This window comes from Leclercia adecarboxylata (assembly GCF_006874705.1).
Classification (GTDB): Bacteria; Pseudomonadota; Gammaproteobacteria; order Enterobacterales; family Enterobacteriaceae; genus Enterobacter; species Enterobacter adecarboxylatus_C.
The window spans coordinates 2101838-2123955 of sequence record NZ_CP035382.1; the positions used below are offsets into that span (position 1 = coordinate 2101838).

Annotated in this window: 16 protein-coding genes; 8 read left to right on the top strand and 8 right to left on the bottom strand. The window is 57.8% G+C overall.

Features of this window, described 5'->3' with window-relative positions; all coding sequences use genetic code 11:
* Window positions 1-4: 4 nt before the first annotated feature.
* Window positions 5-829 carry a glyoxylate bypass operon transcriptional repressor IclR gene (gene iclR / locus ES815_RS11030; RefSeq protein WP_142487825.1) on the bottom strand — a complete coding sequence of 275 codons (825 nt, stop codon included), beginning with the start codon at window positions 827-829 and terminating at the stop codon, window positions 5-7.
* Between the two features lie 194 nt (window positions 830-1023).
* Between iclR and metH the strand changes: the two genes are divergently transcribed.
* The 3 genes from metH (at window position 1024) to rluF (ending at window position 7666) form a co-directional block, all read left to right on the top strand.
* Window positions 1024-4707 carry a methionine synthase gene (metH, locus tag ES815_RS11040; protein ID WP_142487827.1) on the top strand — a complete coding sequence of 1228 codons (3684 nt, stop codon included), beginning with the start codon at window positions 1024-1026 and terminating at the stop codon, window positions 4705-4707.
* 306 nt (window positions 4708-5013) lie between these two features.
* On the top strand, window positions 5014-6645 hold the full coding sequence (locus ES815_RS11045) for a Na/Pi cotransporter family protein (protein WP_142487828.1): 1632 nt from the start codon (window positions 5014-5016) through the stop codon (window positions 6643-6645).
* Between the two features lie 145 nt (window positions 6646-6790).
* Complete coding sequence (rluF, locus tag ES815_RS11050; RefSeq protein ID WP_142487829.1) at window positions 6791-7666, top strand: 23S rRNA pseudouridine(2604) synthase RluF; 876 nt, start codon at window positions 6791-6793, stop codon at window positions 7664-7666.
* Here the strand turns inward: rluF and ES815_RS11055 are convergent, their stop codons facing one another.
* The 3 genes from ES815_RS11055 to rtcR all read right to left on the bottom strand — a co-directional run bounded on the left by ES815_RS11055 (window position 7667) and on the right by rtcR (window position 10633).
* Window positions 7667-7939 (bottom strand): DUF3811 domain-containing protein, encoded by a 273-nt coding sequence (locus ES815_RS11055; RefSeq protein ID WP_142487830.1) that lies wholly within the window; start codon window positions 7937-7939, stop codon window positions 7667-7669. It abuts the gene before it with no gap.
* 63 nt (window positions 7940-8002) lie between these two features.
* The gene (gene panS / locus ES815_RS11060; RefSeq protein ID WP_142487831.1) at window positions 8003-8947 is read right to left on the bottom strand and encodes a ketopantoate/pantoate/pantothenate transporter PanS; all 945 of its coding nucleotides are present in this window, start codon (window positions 8945-8947) and stop codon (window positions 8003-8005) included.
* Between the two features lie 111 nt (window positions 8948-9058).
* The gene (rtcR, locus tag ES815_RS11065; protein WP_142487832.1) at window positions 9059-10633 is read right to left on the bottom strand and encodes an RNA repair transcriptional activator RtcR; all 1575 of its coding nucleotides are present in this window, start codon (window positions 10631-10633) and stop codon (window positions 9059-9061) included.
* A gap of 188 nt (window positions 10634-10821) precedes the next feature.
* On the opposite strand from rtcR, the gene ES815_RS11070 reads away from it, so the two are divergent.
* Window positions 10822-12048: an RtcB family protein gene (locus tag ES815_RS11070; RefSeq protein WP_142487833.1), complete on the top strand. Its 1227-nt coding sequence runs from the start codon at window positions 10822-10824 to the stop codon at window positions 12046-12048.
* A gap of 5 nt (window positions 12049-12053) precedes the next feature.
* Window positions 12054-12842 (top strand): DNA polymerase beta superfamily protein, encoded by a 789-nt coding sequence (locus tag ES815_RS11075; RefSeq protein ID WP_142487834.1) that lies wholly within the window; start codon window positions 12054-12056, stop codon window positions 12840-12842.
* 33 nt (window positions 12843-12875) lie between these two features.
* Here the strand turns inward: ES815_RS11075 and lysC are convergent, their stop codons facing one another.
* Entirely contained in the window at window positions 12876-14225 is a 1350-nt protein-coding gene (gene lysC, locus ES815_RS11080) for a lysine-sensitive aspartokinase 3 (protein ID WP_142487835.1), read from the bottom strand.
* Window positions 14226-14529: 304 nt separating this feature from the next.
* Between lysC and pgi the strand changes: the two genes are divergently transcribed.
* Window positions 14530-16179, top strand: coding sequence for a glucose-6-phosphate isomerase (pgi, locus tag ES815_RS11085; protein WP_142487836.1), 1650 nt, complete (start codon window positions 14530-14532; stop codon window positions 16177-16179).
* Window positions 16180-16358: 179 nt separating this feature from the next.
* Entirely contained in the window at window positions 16359-16769 is a 411-nt protein-coding gene (gene psiE, locus ES815_RS11090; protein WP_142487837.1) for a phosphate-starvation-inducible protein PsiE, read from the top strand.
* A gap of 94 nt (window positions 16770-16863) precedes the next feature.
* On the opposite strand, the gene malG is transcribed toward psiE, so the two are convergent.
* The 3 genes from malG to malE form a co-directional block, all read right to left on the bottom strand.
* Window positions 16864-17754 (bottom strand): maltose ABC transporter permease MalG, encoded by an 891-nt coding sequence (gene malG, locus ES815_RS11095; protein ID WP_142487838.1) that lies wholly within the window; start codon window positions 17752-17754, stop codon window positions 16864-16866.
* A 14-nt stretch (window positions 17755-17768) separates the two neighbouring features.
* A complete protein-coding gene (gene malF, locus ES815_RS11100; RefSeq protein ID WP_142487839.1) occupies window positions 17769-19313 on the bottom strand; it encodes a maltose ABC transporter permease MalF in 1545 nt (514 codons plus the stop codon).
* Between the two features lie 120 nt (window positions 19314-19433).
* Window positions 19434-20624, bottom strand: a complete 1191-nt coding sequence (gene malE / locus ES815_RS11105) for a maltose/maltodextrin ABC transporter substrate-binding protein MalE (protein WP_106993919.1) — start codon at window positions 20622-20624, stop codon at window positions 19434-19436.
* Window positions 20625-20993: 369 nt separating this feature from the next.
* On the opposite strand from malE, the gene malK reads away from it, so the two are divergent.
* Window positions 20994-22103, top strand: coding sequence for a maltose/maltodextrin ABC transporter ATP-binding protein MalK (malK, locus tag ES815_RS11110; RefSeq protein ID WP_142487840.1), 1110 nt, complete (start codon window positions 20994-20996; stop codon window positions 22101-22103).
* Window positions 22104-22118 lie beyond the last annotated feature (15 nt).

Below are 22118 nucleotides of genomic sequence, written 5' to 3' on the forward strand. Positions count from 1 at the left end.
CATCTTAACGGATCCCACCATACGCCAGCGTCACCTCTTTCGCCGCCTTAATCACCAGCGCCCCCAGCTCGGTCACCCGGTCATCGGTCATTCGCGAGATCGGCCCGGAAATGGAGATGGCGGCAAAAGGCTCGCGGTGTTCGTCAAAAATACAGGCTGCCAGGCAGCGCAGACCGAGCGCATGTTCTTCGTCATCAAAGGAGTAGCCGCGCTTGCGCGTCAGGGCCAAATCCTCTTTCAGATGCACCGGTGACACCAGCGTCGCGTGGGTATAGGCGTGCAAGCCCTTGCGGTGCAGCAGCCCGGTAACCTGCTCTTCGCTGAGCTGGGACAGGAATGCTTTTCCCGCTCCGGAGGCGTGCATCGGCAGCTTGCCGCCAATCGGCGCCGACATGCGCATCAGCTGGGTACACTGCACCTGGTCGATAATAATCGCCTGGTGATCGCTCTGGTCGAGCACCGCCAGGTTGACCGTCTCGCCGGAGTCCTCCATCAGCTTGCGCAGGATCGGGTGCACGATAGCGAGCAGGTTACGGCTCTGCAAAAAACTGCTGCCGACGATAAACGCATGGGCACCCACGGACCAGTGCCCCAGCTCGCCCACCTGACGGACAAAGCCCAGCTGCTGCATGGTGGTTAGCAGGCGATGGGTGGTGGAGTTCGGCAGGCCAGCCTGCTGGGCCAGCTCGGTCAGCGCCACGCTGCTGTGCGACTCGGCTATCCACTCCAGCAGTTTAAGGCCCCGCGTCAGGGACTGGACTTGTCCGCCCGCCGGGGCGGCTGCGGCGGCGGGTTTTCTGCCGCGTTTAGCGGGAACGGTGGCGACCATGGCAGGCTCCTTTTTCTGTATCGTGGAAATCATTTTCGTTTTATTTGGCTGTTTTGCAACCGCTATCCTTACTGATCGGAGGAGTTATGGTGAACATGTCTCATGTTACCGCAGTGTGACTTTTCCCCTTTGCAAGATTATGCCAGTATGGTCTGCTGGCCTTTTGGCCTGGTTGAGCGTTGTCGGGAGCAAGTGTGAGCAGCAAAGTAGATCAACTTCGTGCGCAGTTAAATGAACGCATTCTGGTGCTGGATGGCGGTATGGGCACCATGATCCAGAGCTATCGTCTGAGTGAAGACGACTTTCGCGGCGACCGCTTCGCCGACTGGCCCTGCGATCTGAAAGGTAACAACGACCTGCTGGTGCTCAGTAAACCAGAGATTATCGCCGCCATTCATTACGCCTATTTCGAGGCGGGTGCGGATATCGTTGAGACCAACACCTTCAACTCGACAACCATCGCCATGGCGGATTACGAGATGGAATCCCTGTCGGCGGAGATCAACTACGAGGCGGCGAAGCTGGCGCGTGCCTGTGCCGACGAGTGGACGGCCCGCACGCCGGAGAAACCGCGCTACGTGGCCGGGGTGCTCGGCCCGACCAACCGCACCGCCTCTATCTCACCGGACGTCAACGATCCGGCATTTCGTAATATCACCTTTGACCAGCTGGTGGCCGCGTACCGCGAGTCGACCCGTGCGCTGGTGGAAGGCGGTTCCGATCTGATCATGATTGAAACGGTCTTCGATACCCTCAACGCCAAAGCCGCTATCTATGCGGTGAAAGAGGAGTTCGAAGCCCTGGGCGTGGATCTGCCGATCATGATCTCCGGCACCATCACCGACGCCTCTGGCCGTACCCTCTCCGGACAGACCACGGAAGCCTTTTACAACTCCCTGCGTCACGCCGATGCCCTGAGCTTTGGCCTGAACTGTGCCCTGGGGCCGGACGAACTGCGCCAGTACGTACAGGAGCTGTCGCGCATCGCCGAATGCTACGTGACCGCTCACCCGAACGCCGGCCTGCCGAACGCCTTCGGTGAATACGATCTCGACGCCGCGACCATGGCGGCGCAGATCCGCGAATGGGCCGAGTCCGGGTTCCTGAATATTGTCGGCGGTTGCTGCGGCACCACGCCGGAGCATATCGCCGCCATGAGCCACGCCGTGGCAGGCCTGCCGCCGCGTAAATTACCCGAGCTGCCGGTTGCCTGCCGACTGGCCGGGCTTGAACCGCTGAACATTGGTGATGAGAGCCTGTTTGTGAACGTCGGGGAACGTACCAACGTCACCGGCTCCGCGAAGTTCAAGCGTCTGATCAAAGAAGAGAAATACAGCGAAGCGCTGGATGTTGCCCGCCAGCAGGTAGAGAGCGGCGCGCAAATTATCGATATCAACATGGATGAGGGGATGCTCGACGCCGAAGCGGCGATGGTGCGTTTCCTCAACCTGATCGCCGGTGAGCCGGACATTGCCCGCGTGCCGATCATGATCGACTCCTCGAAATGGGAAGTTATCGAGAAAGGGCTGAAGTGCATTCAGGGCAAGGGCATCGTTAACTCCATCTCCATGAAAGAGGGGGTTGAGCCCTTTATCCATCATGCCAAACTGGTGCGCCGCTACGGTGCCGCCGTGGTGGTGATGGCCTTTGATGAAGTGGGCCAGGCGGATACCCGCGAGCGTAAAATCGAGATCTGCCGCCGCGCGTACAAGATTTTGACCGAAGAGGTGGGCTTCCCGCCGGAAGATATCATCTTTGACCCGAATATCTTCGCCGTCGCGACCGGGATTGAAGAGCACAACAACTACGCCCAGGACTTTATCGGGGCGTGTGAAGACATCAAGCGCGAGCTGCCGCACGCGCTGATCTCCGGCGGCGTGTCGAACGTGTCGTTCTCGTTCCGCGGTAACGACCCGGTGCGTGAAGCCATCCACGCGGTGTTCCTTTACTACGCCATCCGCAACGGGATGGACATGGGGATCGTTAACGCTGGCCAGCTGGCGATTTACGACGATCTGCCAGCGGAGCTGCGCGATGCGGTAGAAGATGTGATCCTTAACCGCCGAGACGACGCGACCGAGCGCATGCTGGAGCTGGCGGAGAAATACCGCGGCAGCAAAGCCGACGACGGCGCCAACGTTCAGCAGGCCGAGTGGCGCTCGTGGGACGTGAAAAAGCGTCTCGAATATTCGCTGGTAAAAGGCATCACTGAGTTTATCGAGCTGGATACCGAAGAGGCCCGCCAGCAGGCCGCGCGCCCGATTGAGGTGATCGAAGGCCCGCTGATGGACGGCATGAACGTGGTCGGCGATCTGTTCGGCGAGGGTAAAATGTTCCTGCCGCAGGTGGTGAAATCGGCCCGCGTAATGAAGCAGGCGGTGGCGTATCTCGAGCCCTATATCGAAGCCAGCAAAGAGAAAGGCTCCAGCAACGGCAAGATGGTGATTGCCACCGTGAAGGGCGACGTACACGACATCGGCAAAAACATCGTCGGCGTAGTACTGCAGTGTAATAACTACGAGATTATCGACCTCGGCGTGATGGTGCCGGCGGATAAAATCCTCAAAACCGCGCGCGAGGTGAATGCTGACCTGATTGGCCTCTCGGGGCTGATTACCCCGTCGCTTGACGAGATGGTCAACGTGGCGAAAGAGATGGAGCGCCAGGGCTTTACCCTGCCGTTGCTGATTGGCGGGGCGACTACCTCGAAAGCGCACACGGCGGTGAAGATCGAGCAGAACTACAGCGGGCCGACGGTGTACGTACAGAACGCGTCGCGCACGGTGGGCGTGGTCTCGGCGCTGCTTTCAGCAACCCAGCGCGACGACTTTGTTGCCAGAACCCGCAAAGAGTACGAGACGGTACGTATCCAACACGCGCGCAAAAAGCCGCGCACCCCGCCGGTCACCCTGGCCGCGGCTCGTGATAACGACCTGGCCTTTGACTGGTCAAGCTATACGCCGCCGGTTGCCCATCGTCTGGGCGTGCAGGAGGTGACGGCCAGCATTGAAACCCTGCGCAACTACATCGACTGGACGCCGTTCTTTATGACCTGGTCGCTGGCCGGAAAATATCCGCGCATCCTCGAAGATGAAGTGGTGGGTGAAGAGGCCCAGCGCCTGTTTAAGGATGCCAACGACCTGCTCGATCAGCTCAGCGCGGAGAAAACCCTCAACCCGCGCGGTGTGGTGGGGCTGTTCCCGGCCAACCGTGTGGGCGATGACATCGAGATCTATCGCGATGAAACTCGCACCCACGTGCTGACGGTCAGCCATCATCTGCGTCAGCAGACCGAGAAGGTCGGTTTTGCCAACTACTGCCTGGCCGATTTCGTCGCGCCTAAGCTGAGCGGTAAAGCGGACTACATCGGTGCCTTTGCCGTAACCGGCGGGCTGGAGGAGGACGCGCTGGCGGATACCTACGAAGCGCAGCATGATGATTACAATAAAATCATGATTAAAGCGATTGCCGACCGTCTGGCCGAGGCCTTTGCCGAATACCTGCATGAGCGGGTGCGTAAAGTGTACTGGGGCTATGCCCCGAACGAGAACCTCAGCAATGAGGAGTTGATCCGCGAGAACTACCAGGGCATTCGTCCGGCCCCGGGTTATCCGGCCTGCCCGGAGCACACCGAGAAAGGCACTATCTGGCAGCTGCTGGATGTTGAAACCCATACCGGCATGAAGCTCACCGAATCTTTCGCCATGTGGCCTGGGGCGTCGGTGTCCGGCTGGTATTTCAGCCATCCTGACAGCAAGTACTACGCCGTGGCGCAGATCCAGCGCGATCAGGTGGAGGATTATGCCCTGCGTAAAGGGATGAGCGTTTCGGAAGTGGAGCGTTGGTTAGCACCGAACCTCGGCTACGACGCAGACTGACCTGGCTTACTTGCCAGCTTGCACCAGGGCTGTCCTCACTCGGGTCACGTACTTTGTGTACGCTCCCCTCACTGCGGGCAGTCCGTGTGCAATCTGACTGCGCCGCCGACGGTCAGTGTCCGGTTCACGTCACGTTTCCTTACAACAAACAGGGCACCCACAGGGTGCCCTGTCTCTTTCTTACGTTTGAACCCTTATACTGATCGAAGGCTCCTTCGGCATTGCCCGGTGGCGCTCTCGCTTACCGGGCCTACAGCGCGCAACGAGCCTCAGGAAAACGTATAACGAAAAGGAGAACCTACATCCGTGCTGACTCTGCTACATCTGCTTTCTGCCGTGGCGTTGCTGGTCTGGGGCACGCACATTGTCCGTACCGGCGTGATGCGTGTTTTTGGTGCCCGCTTACGTACTGTACTCAGCCGCAGCATTGAGAAAAAACCGCTCGCGTTCTGCGCCGGCATTGGCGTGACCGCGCTGGTGCAAAGCAGCAACGCCACCACCATGCTGGTCACCTCGTTTGTGGCGCAGGATCTGGTGGCGCTGACCCCTGCGCTGGTGATTGTCCTCGGTGCCGACGTGGGGACCGCGCTGATGGCGCGGGTGTTAACCTTCGATCTCTCCTGGCTGTCGCCGCTGCTGATTTTCATCGGCGTGATATTTTTCCTTGGCCGTAAACAGACCCGCGCCGGACAGCTGGGACGGGTGGGGATCGGCCTTGGCCTGATTCTGCTGGCGCTGGAGCTGATCGTCCAGGCCGTCACACCCATTACCCAGGCCAGCGGCGTGCAGGTCATCTTCGCCTCGTTGACCGGCGATATCCTGCTGGATGCGCTGATTGGCGCGGTGTTTGCCCTGATTAGCTACTCCAGCCTGGCGGCGGTGCTGCTAACCGCCACGCTCACCGCGGCGGGGATCATCTCCTTCCCGGTGGCCCTGTGTCTGGTGATTGGCGCTAACCTCGGCTCCGGCCTGCTGGCGGTACTCAATAATAGCGCCGCCAACGCCGCGGCCCGTCGCGTGGCGCTCGGCAGCCTGCTGTTTAAGCTGGTGGGTAGCCTGGCCATCCTGCCTTTCGTCTATCCGCTGGCGAATCTGATGGATAACCTGTCGCTGCCGGAATCGGAGATGGTGATCTACTTCCACGTCTTTTATAACCTGGTGCGCTGCCTGGCGATGGTACCCTTTGCCGGGGTGATGGCGCGGTTCTGTGAACGGATTATCCGCGATGAACCCGAGCTCGATGCGCGCCTGAAACCGAAACATCTGGACACCTCAGCTCTGGATACCCCGGCGCTGGCGCTGGCCAATGCCGCTCGGGAAACGCTGCGCATGGGCGATGCCATGGAGCAGATGCTGGAGGGGCTGAAAAAGGTGATGCACGGCGAACCGCGGGAAGAGAAAGCGCTGCGCAAGCTCGCGGATGACATCAACGTGCTCTATACCGCCATCAAGCTCTATCTGGCGCGGATGCCAAAAGATGAGCTGGCGGAAGAAGAGTCCCGCCGCTGGGCGGAGATCATAGAGATGTCGCTCAACCTGGAGCAGGCCTCCGATATCGTCGAACGCATGGGGAGTGAAATCGCTGACAAATCGCTGGCGGCCCGCCGGGCGTTTTCCCTCGAAGGGGTCAAAGAGCTGGATGCGCTGCACGATCAGCTGCTTGCCAACCTCAAGCTGGCGATGTCGGTCTTTTTCTCCAGCGATCTGGCCAGCGCCCGCCGCCTGCGTCGTAACAAGCACCGTTTCCGCATCCTCAACCGCCGCTATTCCCACGCGCACGTTGACCGGCTGCACCAGCAGAACGTGCAAAGTATCGAGACCAGCTCCCTGCATATGGGGCTACTGGGCGACATGAAGCGTCTGAACTCCCTGTTCTGCGCGGTGGCGTACAGCGTGATGGAGCAGCCGGATGAAGATGATGGCCGGGATGAGTATTAATCTGCGTTAAGCCTTTGGCGCGGGCAACGACGCCGGGGGCTTGCGCAAGATAGCCAGGACCATACTGAATGCGTCTCGTATTTCCTGGTACTTAGCTTTTTACCAGCCCAAACCTGGGGTATATTTCGCCTCTACAGGAGAAATTATGCTGCCAACTCAATCTACCCGATTAAACAAATACATTAGCGAGAGCGGGATCTGCTCGCGCCGCGAGGCTGACCGTTACATTGAACAGGGCAACGTGTTTATCAACGGTAAACGCGCCACCATTGGCGATCAGGTCGTCCCTGGCGACGTGGTCAAAGTGAATGGTCAATTGATCGAGCCCCGGGACGAAGAAGACCTGGTGTTTATCGCGCTGAATAAACCGGTTGGCATTGTCAGTACCACGGAAGATGGCGAGCGCGACAACATCGTTGATTTCGTCAACCACAGCAGCCGTATCTTCCCGATTGGCCGTCTGGATAAAGACTCCCAGGGATTAATTTTCCTCACCAACCACGGCGATCTGGTGAATAAAATCCTGCGGGCCGGTAACGACCACGAGAAAGAGTACATCGTCACGGTCAACAAGCCGGTGACGGACGAATTCATTCGCGGGATGGGGGCGGGCGTTCCGATCCTCGGCACGGTCACGAAGAAGTGCAAGGTGAAGAAAGAGGCGCCGTTCGCCTTCCGTATCACCCTGGTTCAGGGCTTAAACCGCCAGATCCGCCGTATGTGCGAACATTTTGGCTTTGAAGTGACGAAGCTGGAGCGTACGCGCATCATGAACGTCAGCCTCTCCGGCATTCCGCTGGGCGAGTGGCGCGATCTGACCGGGGACGAGTTGATTGAGCTGTTTAAGCTGATCGAGAACTCATCCTCAGAAGCGAAGCCGAAAGCGAAGGCAAAACCGAAAACGCAGGGCATCAAGCGACCGGTGGTCAAGGCCCCACAGGCGGAAGAGAAAAGTAAAGCCAAACCGGCCGGGAACGGAAAACGCTTTACCCAGCCAGGGCGCAAAAAGAAAGGGCGCTGATCAGCGCCTTCCACGGGTTGGGGTATTCGCCGACCAGGAGAATGTCGCCTCTTTATCCACCTTATAAGCCTGCGCTTTTTTAAGCTTGCGGGCTTGTTTGGCTTCCAGTTCACGCTGCGCCATCAGTTTGTCGATGTACTCTTTCTTAACGTGATTGGTTTCGGCGTTGGTCAGCAGTCGGCCATGGGCGATACGGGCGCGATCGAGCAGGGTTTTCAGTTCGCGCTGCTCGCTTTCCGTCATGTCTTTCTGGGTCAATCTCGGTGTGGACATACCTGAAGCCTCCTGTGAGAGAGGCTTCAGTGTAAAGCATGCCTTCGCAGTCGCGAAGCTGAATTAACCTTCCTTCACCACATCGCGTTTCTTTTGTTCATCGATCGGCTTACCCGACCAGTAACCCGCCAGCAGCGAGCCGGACAGGTTATGCCATACCGAGAACAACGCACCCGGCAGAGCCGCCAGCGGCGAGAAGTAAATTTTGCCGAGCGCAGCGGCCAGGCCGGAGTTCTGCATCCCTACCTCAATCGCCAGCGTGCGGCAGGTGGATTCGTCAAAGCCGAACAGCTTTCCGCCCCAGTAACCGCCCAGCAGGCCGATGGTGTTATGCAGAACCACGGCGATAATCACCACAAAACCGACAGAGGCGATATGCGCCGCAGAACCGGCGACCACGGCGCTGATAATGGCCAGAATACAGACCATCGAAAACGCCGGCAGATACGGCTCCACGGCTTTCACCAGTCGAGGGAACAGATGGTGGATAATCAGCCCCAGCGCAATCGGGATCACCACGATCTGCAGAATGCTCAGCAGCATTCCCATTACATCCACCTGAATGTGGGCATCCACGTACAGACGCGTCAGCAGCGGGGTTGCTACCACGCCCACCAGCGTGGAGACGGAGGAGATGGTCACCGACAGCGCCACATCGCCTTTCGCCAGATAGATCATCACGTTGGAGGCCGTACCGCTGGCCACGCTTCCCACCAGCACCATCCCGGCGGAGAGGTCAGGCGGCATCTTAAAGGCGATAGCCAGCGCCCATGCCGCCAGCGGCATCACCAGGTAGTGCAGGAAAATACCCGCCGCGACCGGGGCCGGGCGTGACAGCACGCGTTTAAAATCGTCGACTTTCAGGTGCACGCCCATGCCGAACATGATCAGCATCAGCAGCGTGGTGACCCACGGGCCGATAGCGGTAAAGGTAGATGGCGTGTAATACGCGAGAACAGAGAGCAGCAGCGCCCATAACGGGAACAGCCGGGTAATGGCGGATAACATACGGATTCCTTGCGATTGTGTTGTGTCATGTAGTTATAAAAAAGCCGGGTTCGAGCCCGGCTTAGAGATATTGTTTATCCTGCTAATGAATTTTGTTCAACCAAATTGTCTTCATGATCCCGGGTGAAGACTTTCCCAGCTCAGCCCAAAGCGGGTGAGATATTTGCGCAGCCTGTCGGCATCGTTAGGGTTGACCTTTTTCATCCGGGAAACCGCAAAGAGTTCGCGACCGGCCTCGGATAATGAGGCGCTACGGCGGCACACCTCCAGCACGGTTTCCAGCTGTCGCTGGTCGAAGAGATCGAGCGCCATCGCCGTGGATGGCGTGGCGATTTGCCAGCTCTCCTGCAGCCTGACGATCTCTTCCTCAACAAGCGCTAAGGTGATGCGCCCCTGTTCGGCAAGCGTGGCCATCCGCGCCACAGAGGAACCCAGTTCCCGAAAGTTACCCCGCCACAACGCCTGAGGCGAGTCAGCAAAACGCAGATAGCGCTCACGCGCCTCTCTGTCGAAACGCACCTGGGATTGCGCTTCAGTCGCGAAGCGTTGCAGTTCGTACTCCACGTTGGGGGCGATATCCTCCCGACGCTGCGCCAGGCCGGGCAGGGCAAAACTCCACATATTGATACGGGCCCAGAGATCCTCCCGGAAACGACCTTCCGCCACCCACTGGCGCATATCCCGGTGCGTACCGGCAATCAGCTGAAAATCGCTCCTGACCTCTTTATCGGAGCCAAACGGGAAGAAGGTTTTTTCTTCGATGGCCTTCAACAGCATGGCTTGTTCGTCGAGGCCCAGTTCGGCGATCTCATCTAAAAACAACACGCCGCCGTCAGCCTCACGCAGCAGCCCGGCACGCGCCGTTGCCGCCCCGGTAAATGCCCCTTTGACATGGCCGAAAAGGGTCGACATGGCGTTGTCACCCCGCAGCGTGGCGCAGTTTACTGCCACCAGCCTGCCCGTCAGCTGATGGCGGGATTGCTTAAGCTGGTAAATACGGTTGGCGAGGAAGGATTTTCCGGCCCCCGTTGGGCCCGTCAGTAATACAGGGGCGGTCGAGCGCAGCGCCACGCGTTCAATCTGATCGATCAGGGCGTTGAAGGTGGCATTGCGGGTATCAATCCCGGCTTTGAGGAACGAAACGGATTCCTGCTGCTCGCGCTGAAAGCGGCTGGTCAGCGCGGCATAGCGGCTTAAATCCAGGTCGATGATCGAGTAACTTCCGACAGGCACTGCCTCTTCGGGCGCATCCCTGCTGGCAGGGCCGGTCTGGATCAGGCTGGCGGGAAGATACCGCGCTTCGGTCAGCAAAAACCAGCAGATCTGCGCCACGTGCGTGCCGGTGGTGATATGCACCAGGTACTCTTCATGCTCGGTGTCAAACTTGTAGTGGGTGGCGAAGTCGAGGAACGCGGCGTAGACCTCTTCAAAATCCCAGGGATCGGCAATGGTGACGGGCCACGGGCGCACGGTGGTATGGGGCGAGAGCAGCCTGATATCTTCCGTTATCTGTTCCGCCATTCCCCGATCCTGGGGCTGGTGGAGGAGCTCAAGCCTGTCGACGGGGAGGTCGGGCTGCTGGCAAAGCCCGACCGTCGGGCGCCATTTGCGTAAGCGGTTGGCCCGCTTGCCGCGTTTGTCCATCACCGTGCCCAGGACCCCAATAACCACTCGCCGCTTTTTCATGTTTATCCTTCAAGATAAAAACCGATACTAAAAGATAAAAATATTCTGCGGCTTAAGCAATGTCTGAAGAAACTATGTGAATTAAAGTAAATATAATCAAAAGGATATGTTTTATTTATGAAGGCTTAATATTCTGGCACGCTTCTGGCAATACTTCTCAGTAACAGACATCCCTGAGGGTGAGCACCATGAAACAGAATGATTTTGACGTATTAACGGCGCATCACAGCGCACCGGTAAAAATGTGGACGCACGGGGTTCCCGTAGAGCCAGAGGCGCGCGAGCAGTTGCTGAACACTGCGAAGATGCCTTTTATTTTCAAACATCTGGCGGTGATGCCGGATGTGCATCTCGGGAAAGGGTCCACCATTGGCAGCGTGATCCCCACCAAAGGGGCCATTATTCCGGCGGCGGTGGGGGTAGATATCGGCTGTGGGATGATCGCCGTGCGGACGTCGCTGCTGGCAGGGGATTTGCCGGATAACCTTCACGGGCTGCGCAGCGCCATTGAACAGGCGGTGCCGCACGGACGCACCAACACCCGCTCCCGTCGCGACAAGGGGGCGTGGGAAAAGACGCCGGATGAAGTGGATAACCACTGGCGACAGCTGGCGCCGCGCTTTAAGCGGCTGACGGATAAGTATCCGCAACTGCTGAAAACCAATAACCATCAGCATCTGGGGACGCTGGGCACCGGGAACCACTTTATCGAGGTGTGCCTGGACGAGCAGCAACGCGTGTGGGTCATGCTGCACAGCGGCTCGCGTGGCGTGGGTAATGCGATTGGCAACGTGTTTATCACCCTGGCGCAGAAGGATATGCAGCAGCATATCGCCAACCTTCCTGACAGGAATCTGGCCTATTTCCAGGAGGGGAGCCGACACTATAACGACTACATCGAGGCCGTGGAGTGGGCGCAGGATTTTGCCCGCCATAACCGCGAGGTGATGATGTCGCGCGTGTTGGCCGTGCTCTCGCGCATTGTGCCAAAGCCTTTTCTGACCCAGCAGGAGGCGGTGAATTGCCATCACAACTATGTGCAGAAAGAGCGTCATTTTGGTGAAGAGGTGCTGGTGACCCGCAAAGGGGCGGTGTCGGCACAGAAGGGCGAAATGGGGATCATCCCCGGCTCGATGGGGGCGAAGAGCTTTATCGTGCGCGGCCTGGGCAATGAGGAGAGCTTCTGCTCCTGTAGCCATGGGGCAGGACGGGTGATGAGCCGCACGGCGGCCAAAAAACGCTTCACCGTTGCCGATCAGATCCGCGCCACGGCCCACGTCGAGTGCAGAAAAGACAACGAGGTCATCGATGAGATCCCGATGGCCTATAAAGACATTGATGCCGTCATGGCGGCGCAAGCATCCCTGGTCAAAATCGTCCATACGTTGCGCCAGGTGGTATGTGTAAAAGGATAAAGCAAATGGCTGATAACGGTGTGGATACCGCCATGCGCGAGCGTGTGCGGCAGCAACTCAACGAAATAGAGCAACGATTCAATGTGACCGTGCTGTATGCCTGTGAATCGGGCAGCCGCGGCTGGGGCTTTGCATCGCCGGATAGCGATTATGACGTGCGCTTCCTGTATGTGCATAAACCTGACTGGTATTTGCGCGTCGAGCCGCAGCGGGATGTCATTGAGCTGCCCATAGACGACGAACTCGACGTGAGCGGTTGGGAGTGGCGCAAGGCGCTTGGCCTGCTGAAAGCGGCTAACCCCACGCTTATCGAGTGGCTGGATTCGCCGGTGGTCTATCAGCAGAGCGACAAGGTGATAACCGAGCTACGCAAGCAGGTGCCCGCCTGGTTCTCCCCCGTGCGTGCACGCTGGCACTACTACTCTATGGCGCGCAAAAATTTCCGCGGCTATTTGCAGGACGCAGAGGTCCGACTGAAAAAGTACTTTTACGTCCTGCGTCCTCTATTAGCGGTGCGGTGGGTGGAGGCCGGAAAAGGTATGCCACCGATGCGTTTTGCCGAACTGCTGGCGGGAAGCGAGCTTGATGCGCCGTTACGTCAGGAAATCGATGACCTGCTGGCGATAAAACAGCGTGCGGGAGAAGCGCAATACGGCCCCAGACGGCCTTTGCTGCATGCTTTCATCACTCAGGAGCTGGCGCGGGGTGAAAACCCTCCTACGCTGCCGGACAGCCGTAATGGCAAGATAGCCTCGCTGGATTCGCTGCTGATGAGAACGGTACTGGCAGGATAAAAAAATGGCCCGGTTTCCCGGGCCATTTTTCTGTTACTCAAACAAGTTATGATGCAGTTTCTGCACGACCTGCTCGGCTTCGGCGCCAGGCACCAGGAAGCACAGGTTGTAGCTGGAAGCACCATAGCAAATCATGCGGATGTTGAACGGCTCCAGCACGCCAAACACCTCTTTGCCCACGCCGCTGGCGCGGGACAGCTCGTTACCGATGATCGCCACCAGGGCGAGATCTTCTTCCACCTCGACGCGGCACAGTTCTGAAAGCTCCATCAGCAGGGACTGCGTCAGCAGGGTATCGCCGGTGGAGGTTGAGCCGGTGGTATCCAGGGTCAGGGCAATGTTCACTTCTGAGGTGGTCACCAGGTCCACCGAGATGCTGTGGCGCGCCAGAATGCTAAACACTTCTGCCAGGAAGCCGCGGGAGTGCAGCATGCTCAGGCTGTGCAGGGTCAGCAGGGTCTGTTTGCGACGCAGGGCGATGGCGCGGAACAGCGGTGGGTTTTCAGTGGTGTTGCACACGATAGTGCCGCCCGCTTTCGGATCTTTGCTGGAACCCACAAACACCGGGATATTGCTGCGTACCGCAGGCATCAGCGTCGCCGGGTGCAGCACTTTCGCGCCAAAGGTCGCCATCTCAGCGGCTTCTTCAAAGGCGATCACATCAATACGTTTTGCCGCAGGCACCACGCGCGGGTCGGTGGTGTAGATACCCGGCACGTCCGTCCAGATATCGACGCGGGAGGCCTGCAGGGCTTCACCCAGCAGGGCTGCGGTGTAGTCGCTGCCGCCACGGCCCAGCGTGGTGGTACGGCCTTTGATTTCGCTGCCGATAAAGCCCTGGGTAATGACAATCCCTTCCGCCAGGCGCGGCGCCAGCTGTTGGGTGGTCAGTTCGGCAATGGCGGTCACGTCCGGCTCGGCGCGGCCAAAGCGGTCGCTGGTGCGCAGCACTTTACGCACGTCAAACCACTGCGACTGAACGTTACGCTCGCGCAGCACTTCGACAAACAGCAGGGTCGACATCAGCTCACCGTGGCTGACCAGCTCGTCGGTCAGGGCGGTGGAGGTGGCCAGAGAGGCGGCTTCCGCCAGGGTGATGATATTTTCCAGCAGGCGCTCAATCTCTTCGCTGATCACGCTCGGATCGCGCAGGCGGCCAAGAATATCAAACTGAATTTTGTGCAGCGCTTCGAGCTTAGTCTGGCGCTCGCTCGCTTCCAGCCCTTCAGCAAGGGCGACCAGCAGATTGGTGACGCCAGCCGAAGCGGACAACACCACCAGGCGGGTATCAGGATCGGCCAGCACCACATCGGCGCTGCGGTTCATGGCATCAAAATCGGCCACGCTGGTACCGCCAAATTTGGCGACAACAAAACTCGTCATAACAACCTCGTGTCAGGGAAGGAAAAAAGCGACCATGGCACAAGGACAAAATAGTTTTATCGGTGCAGGCGCAAATACCGTGTGTATAAATAAAATGTGCAGGGGATCCTGTCAACGCCGGGATTATGCGGATTTTTCATGCTGCCTTCCATATGAGAAACAGGACTTATAACAGCTATACTTTTGGAGCTTTTACGCTGCACTTGATGCAGGCCAGGCCAATGGCATAAAAACCATCACAATTTTTGGCGACAGAGGCTACAATCGACCGAGGTCACAATTCTCAATTCAGAAGAGTATTGCTATGAAAAATATCAATCCAACGCAGACTTCAGCCTGGCAGGCATTACAGAAACATTTTGAAGAAATGAAAGACGTCACCATCGCGGAACTGTTCGCGAAAGACGGCGATCGTTTCAGCAAGTTCTCCGCGACCTTCGACGATCGGATGCTGGTGGATTTTTCCAAAAACCGCATCACTGAAGAGACGCTGGCAAAACTGCAGGATCTGGCGAAAGAGACCGATCTGAGCGGTGCCATCAAGTCCATGTTCTCCGGTGAGAAGATCAACCGCACCGAAGACCGCGCGGTGCTGCACGTGGCCCTGCGTAACCGTAGCAATACCCCAATTATCGTTGACGGCAAAGATGTGATGCCGGAAGTGAACGCCGTCCTGGAAAAGATGAAATCCTTCTCTGAAGCGATCATCTCAGGTCAATGGAAAGGCTACACCGGCAAAGCGATCACCGACGTGGTGAACATCGGTATCGGCGGCTCCGACCTCGGCCCGTTCATGGTGACCGAAGCGCTGCGTCCGTACAAAAACCACCTCAACATGCACTTTGTCTCTAACGTCGATGGAACCCACATCGCGGAAGTGCTGAAAAACGTGAACCCGGAAACCACCCTGTTCCTGGTGGCGTCTAAGACCTTCACCACTCAGGAAACCATGACCAACGCCCACAGCGCGCGCGACTGGTTCCTGAAAACGGCCGGTGACCAGCAGCACGTAGCGAAACACTTCGCGGCGCTCTCCACCAACGCCAAAGCGGTAGGCGAGTTCGGTATCGACACTGCCAACATGTTTGAATTCTGGGACTGGGTTGGCGGACGCTACTCCCTGTGGTCCGCTATCGGCCTGTCGATCATCCTTTCCGTGGGCTACGACAACTTTGTTGAGCTGCTCTCCGGCGCGCACGCGATGGATAAACACTTCTCCACCACCGCCCCAGAGAAAAACCTGCCGGTACTGCTGGCGCTGATCGGCATCTGGTACAACAATTTCTTCGGCGCTGAAACCGAAGCGATCCTGCCGTACGACCAGTACATGCACCGTTTCGCGGCCTACTTCCAGCAGGGCAACATGGAATCCAACGGTAAATACGTTGACCGTAACGGCAACGCCGTGGATTACCAGACTGGCCCAATCATCTGGGGCGAGCCAGGCACCAACGGTCAGCACGCGTTCTACCAGCTGATCCACCAGGGCACCAAGATGGTTCCTTGCGATTTCATCGCCCCGGCCATCACGCATAACCCGCTGTCTGACCACCATCCGAAGCTGCTGTCGAACTTCTTCGCGCAAACTGAAGCGCTGGCGTTCGGTAAAGCGCGTGATGTGGTTGAGCAGGAGTATCGCGATCAGGGTAAAGATCCGGCGACGCTGGACCACGTGGTACCGTTCAAAGTGTTCGAAGGCAACCGTCCGACTAACTCCATCCTGCTGCGTGAGATCACCCCGTTCAGCCTGGGCGCGCTAATTGCCCTGTATGAGCATAAAATCTTCACCCAGGGCGCAATCCTGAATATCTTCACCTTTGACCAGTGGGGCGTAGAGCTGGGCAAACAGCTGGCTAACCGCATTCTGCCAGAGCTGGGTGATAACCAGGATATCAACAGCCACGACAGCTCCACCAACGGTCTGATTAACCGTTATAAAGCCTGGCGCGCATAAGTAAGTCTGCTGCGGTCTGTGTGCCCGGTGGCGCTACGCTTACCGGGCCTACAAAACCCCGTAGGCCGGGCAAACGGAGTGCCGCCCGGCAGATCTGCACAAAATATAAACAAAAAATATAGATCCCCGTCACATTTTTGCGTTATACAGGAACCTCGCCCCGGAGAATGAGGTGCTGTATGACATCCCTGACTCGCCCACGCGTTGAGTTTATCTCAACCATTCTGCAGACCGTGCTGAACCTGGGTCTGCTGAGCCTTGGCCTGATCCTGGTCGTCTTCCTCGGTAAAGAGACGGTGCATCTGGCTGATGTGCTTTTTGCCCCTGAGCAAACCAGCAAATACGAGCTGGTTGAAGGGCTGGTGGTTTACTTTCTCTACTTCGAATTTATCGCCCTGATCGTGAAGTACTTTCAGTCTGGCTTTCACTTCCCGCTGCGCTACTTTATCTACATTGGTATCACCGCGATTGTGCGACTGATTATCGTCGATCATAAATCGCCCCTCGACGTGCTGCTCTACTCGGCGGCAATCCTGCTGCTGGTGGTCACACTCTGGCTGTGCAACTCGAAGCGATTAAAACGGGAATAAAAAAAGGGCGGCCCGAGGGCCGCCGAATACAGTCACAAGTTTGGATCAAGACATCAAGGCAAAGTTGAGGGTTGCAGTGGCATAACAATGAAACTTAACCTTTCACACCCCCCGCGGTCAGGCCGTTCACCAGCCAGCGCTGAGCCAGCAGGAACACGACGGTGATCGGGATAGCGGAGAGTACGGCGGCTGCGGCAAAGTCGCCCCACAGGTAGTTTTGTGGGTTGAGGTATTGCTGCATCCCTACCGCCAGGGTGTAGCTGTTCACATCCCGCAGCAGCAGTGATGCGACCGGCACTTCGGTGATGGCGGCGATAAACGACAGAATAAAGACCACCGCCAGAATCGGCACGGAGAGCGGCAGCAGCACCAGGCGGAACGCCTGCCATGGGGTGGCGCCATCCAGCGAGGCCGCTTCTTCCAGCGAGTTGTCGATGGTTTCGAAATAGCCCTTGATGGTCCAGACGTGCAGCGCGATCCCGCCGAGGTAGGCGAAGATCACCCCACCGTGGGTGTTCAGGCCGATGAACGGCACGTACTGGCCGAGGCGGTCAAACAAGGCGTACAGGGCGACCAGCGACAGTACCGCCGGGAACATCTGGAAAATCAGCATCCCTTTCAGCAGCGTCGCTTTCCCTTTGAAGCGCATACGGGCAAACGCGTAGGCGCAGGTGGTGGAGAGGGTCACGATACCGATCGCGGTGATGGTGGCGACTTTCACCGAGTTCCACAGCCACAGCAGCACCGGGAACGGCGGCGGCGTCACGCGGCCATCGGCGTGCTCCACGCTGAAGCCCAGCGCCAGCTTCCAGTGCTCCCAGGAGATCTCATCCGGGATCAGGCTGCCTGTCGCGAAGTTACCCGAACGCAGGGAGATGGCGATAACCATCAGCAGCGGGAACATGATCGCCGCGATAAAAATCAGCAGGCCCAGGTGGGTCGCAAAGAGGCGCAACTTCTGAGATTTGGGTTGAACCATAGACATAATCAGTGCCCTCCTTAGTCAAATTTCATGCGAGTAGCTTTCAGGTTTACAATCGCCAGCGCGCCTACCAGCAGGAAGATCAGGGTGGCAATCGCTGCCGCCAGACCGAAGTCCTGGCCGCCGCCGCCTTCGAAGGCGATACGGTAGGTGTAGCTTACGAGCAGGTCGGTATAACCGGCTGGCGTGGTGGTGCCGAGACGGTCCGGGCCACCGTTGGTCAACAGCTGAATCAGCACGAAGTTGTTAAAGTTAAAGGCGAAGCTGGCAATCATCAGCGGCGTCAGCGGCTTGATCAGCAGCGGGAGCGTAATTTTAAAGAAGTTCTGGAACGGGGTCGCACCGTCCATCGCCGAGGCTTCGTACAGGTCATCCGGGATGGCCTTCAGCAGCCCCATGCACAGGATCATCATGTACGGATAGCCAAGCCAGGTGTTGACGATGACGATCATGGTGCGGGCGGTGGTCGGATCGCTGAACCAGGCCGGCTTGATGCCAAACAGCCCGCTCAGCATCATGTTGATTTCACCAAAGCTCTGGTTGAACAGACCCTTGAAAATCAGAATCGAGATGAACGACGGCACGGCATACGGCAGGATCAGCAGGACGCGGTAAATCGCTTTCCCTTTCAGTGCTTCCCACTGGACCAGGCAGGCCAGCACCATGCCGACAGCCACGGTCAGGATCACGGTCAGTATCGAGAAGACCACGGTCCAGACGAAGATGGCGAAGAACGGCTTCTGAATGCCTTCGTCGGTGAAGACGCGGGTAAAGTTGTCCCAGCCGATGGTCACGGTGTAGCCCGGGCTGAGCTTATCGTCGCCCCAGTTACCGTCGGCATTGACGGACTGGTAGAAACCAATCTCATTGTTTGGGCGGTACTTCACGCCGGTCTGGTTGTTGGTGAGCGTGCTGTTATCGCCCAGCGTGTAGAGCGGACGTGTGCCGGAGAACTGGCGCAGCGAGCTCATGATCACTTTGCTTTCATCCGGCAGCTCGGCGGTCACCTGGGTCAGCGCCTGGCGGTTCTGGGTGATAACACGCAGGTTAGCGCGTTCCCCTTCCGGCAGCGCGTCCGCTTCTTTCAGGGCCAGTTTTTGCTCGCCGCCAAATTTAAAGGCATCGGAAACGTAGTATTTGCCCGCGGCATCGTCGGTCAGGGCCAGCTTCCACTCGTCACCGGACGGGTAGAGGCCAAAGTTGAAGGTCTTACCGGCCTGATAGGAACGATCCATCAGCACCTGCTGAGCGCGCTCTTGCGCGAGCTGGTTGGTGCTGCTGTAGTTGGTGAAGGCAATGGCGATGGTGCAGATCAGCGGGAACAGGACAAACAGCCCCATCCCGGCCACGCCCGGATAGACATAGCGCCAGGCGTAGGCTTTACGATTGGCGAAAATATAGAGGCCGACGGCGCTTAAGATCAGCGTCATGGCGGCAAACAGGTACTCCCCCTGGGCGTACATTACAACAATAAGGTAACCCACCAGCAAGCCCAGCAGACCAATCACTGACCATTTCAGCGTGTCGCTTTGCCACCAGTGTTTCTTTTTAACGACATCCATGGGGATCTTCCTCTACAACTGTGAAAACTTATTGTCAGGTGGCGCTCCGCTTACCTGACCTACGGTTCGAACCGTAGTTGTAGGGCGGGTAAGCGAAGCGCCACCCGCCGCTGTTACTTACTACTTGGTAATACGACCCTGAGCATCTTTCAGCGCGGCATCCACAGTCTGACGACCGCTGGCGGCGTTGATCACCGCAGTACGGGTGGCATACCAGAAGGCAGCCATCTGCGGGATGTTCGGCATGATTTCGCCTTTCTCGGCGTTACTCATGGTGGCGGCGATGCGTGGATCTTTCGCCAGCGTTTCCTGGAAGGATTTCAGCGCCACGGCACCCAGCGGTTTATCCTTGTTCACTTCTTCCAGACCCTGATCGGTCAGGAGGTAGTTTTCCAGGAACTCTTTCGCCAGCTCTTTGTTCGGGCTGGCGGCGTTGATACCGGCGCTCAGCACGCCAACGAACGGTTTAGACGGCTTGCCATTGAAGGTTGGCAGCACCGCGACGCCGTAGTTGATTTTGCTCTTGTCGATGTTGGACCACGCCCACGGACCGTTGATGGTCATCGCGGTTTCGCCCTTGTTGAACGCTGCTTCGGCGATGGAGTAATCGGTGTCCGCGTTCATCTGTTTGTTCTTGATCAGGTCAACCAGGAAGGTCAGACCCGCTTTCGCGCCTGCGTTGTCCACGCCGACGTCTTTCACGTCATATTTGCCGTCAGCAAATTTGAACGCGTAGCCGCCATCGGCAGCAATCAGCGGCCAGGTGAAGTACGGTTCTTGCAGGTTGAACATCAGCGCGCTCTTACCTTTCGCCTTCAGCTCTTTATCCAGAGCCGGGATCTCTTCCCAGGTTTTCGGCGGGTTCGGTACGAGGTCTTTGTTGTAGATCAGGGAGAGCGATTCAACCGCGACCGGGTAAGCAATCAGCTTGCCGTTGTAACGCACGGCATCCCAGGTGAACGGGAACAGCTTGTCCTGGAAGGCTTTATCCGGAGAGACTTCCGCCAGCAGACCAGACTGTGCGTAGCCACCGAAACGGTCATGCGCCCAGAAGATAATGTCCGGGCCGTCGCCGGTCGCCGCAACCTGCGGGAATTTCTCTTCCAGTTTGTCCGGGTGTTCAACGGTGACTTTGATGCCGGTGTCTTTCTCGAATTTCTTACCCACTTCGGCCAGGCCGTTGTAGCCTTTGTCGCCGTTAATCCAGATTACCAGCTTACCTTCTTCAATTTTGGCGAGCGCCGGAGCGGAGATCATCATTGCTGCAAGGGCGGACAATGCGAAAACGCGTGCGCCAGTCTTGATATTCATATCTGCCATCCTTTTTGGTGATGTGCTGTGGATACATGAGGTGGTTCAACGTCGCTCAGTCTCCTTATTTGACATCCTCTTTCCATCCTCCCGTCCCCTACGCCCCACCCCCGTTTTATGTGATCTGCGTTGCATAAAATTGAGTTATGTGTCCCAGCGCACATAAAAGTACGCTGAATTTTGCCAGTGACATCACGAATTTAGCCTCAGCCCCCGGGTCGCGCTGGCTGAGTCCTCTCTCTCATCCTCCCACCTCCTCCCCCATAAAAAAGGCAGGGGGTGGAGGATTCGCGGTGCCGCGCGATACCGCATAGTCAGCCCATATTGAATGTTTCTGTCGATGACAGGTTGTAACGAAGGGAGTAGGGCATGGCGAGCGTAGAACTGCGTAACGTAACGAAAGCCTGGGGTGACGTGGTGGTGTCGAAAGATATCAATCTCGATATCCAGGAAGGCGAATTCGTGGTTTTTGTGGGCCCGTCAGGCTGCGGTAAATCCACACTGCTGCGCATGATTGCCGGTCTGGAAACGATCACCAGCGGCGATCTGATGATTGGCGATACCCGGATGAACGATATCCCGCCAGCGGAACGCGGCGTCGGGATGGTATTCCAGTCTTATGCCCTCTATCCCCATCTCTCCGTTGCCGAGAATATGTCGTTCGGCCTGAAGCTGGCCGGCGCCAAAAAAGAGACCATCAACCAGCGTGTGACCCAGGTTGCCGAAGTGTTGCAGCTGGCGCACCTGCTGGAGCGTAAGCCGAAGGCACTTTCCGGTGGTCAGCGTCAGCGTGTGGCGATTGGCCGTACGCTGGTGGCGGAACCGCGCGTGTTTCTGCTCGATGAGCCGCTGTCGAACCTCGACGCCGCGCTGCGCGTGCAAATGCGTATTGAGATCTCCCGCCTGCACAAGCGTCTGGGCCGCACCATGATTTACGTCACCCACGATCAGGTCGAAGCGATGACTCTGGCCGACAAGATTGTGGTGCTGGATGCCGGTCGCGTGGCGCAGGTAGGTAAACCGCTGGAACTCTATCACTACCCGGCAGACCGCTTTGTTGCGGGCTTTATTGGCTCGCCAAAGATGAACTTCCTGCCGGTCAAAGTCACCGCCACCGCCATTGAACAGGTTCAGGTTGAACTGCCGAACCGCCAGCAGGTGTGGTTACCGGTAGACAGTGCAAACGTCAACGTGGGGGCGAACATGTCCCTCGGGATCCGCCCTGAGCATCTACTGCCGAGCCACATCGCTGATGTGACGCTGGAAGGCGAGGTTCAGGTGGTTGAGCAACTTGGTCATGAAACACAGATTCATATCCAGATCCCCGCCATTCGTCAGAACCTGGTGTACCGCCAGAATGACGTGGTGTTGGTAAAAGAGGGTGCCACATTCGCTATCGGCTTGCCGCCAGAGCGCTGCCATCTCTTCCGGGAAGATGGCACTGCATGTCGTCGGCTGCACCAGGAGCCAGGCGTTTAAGGAATCCCAATAATA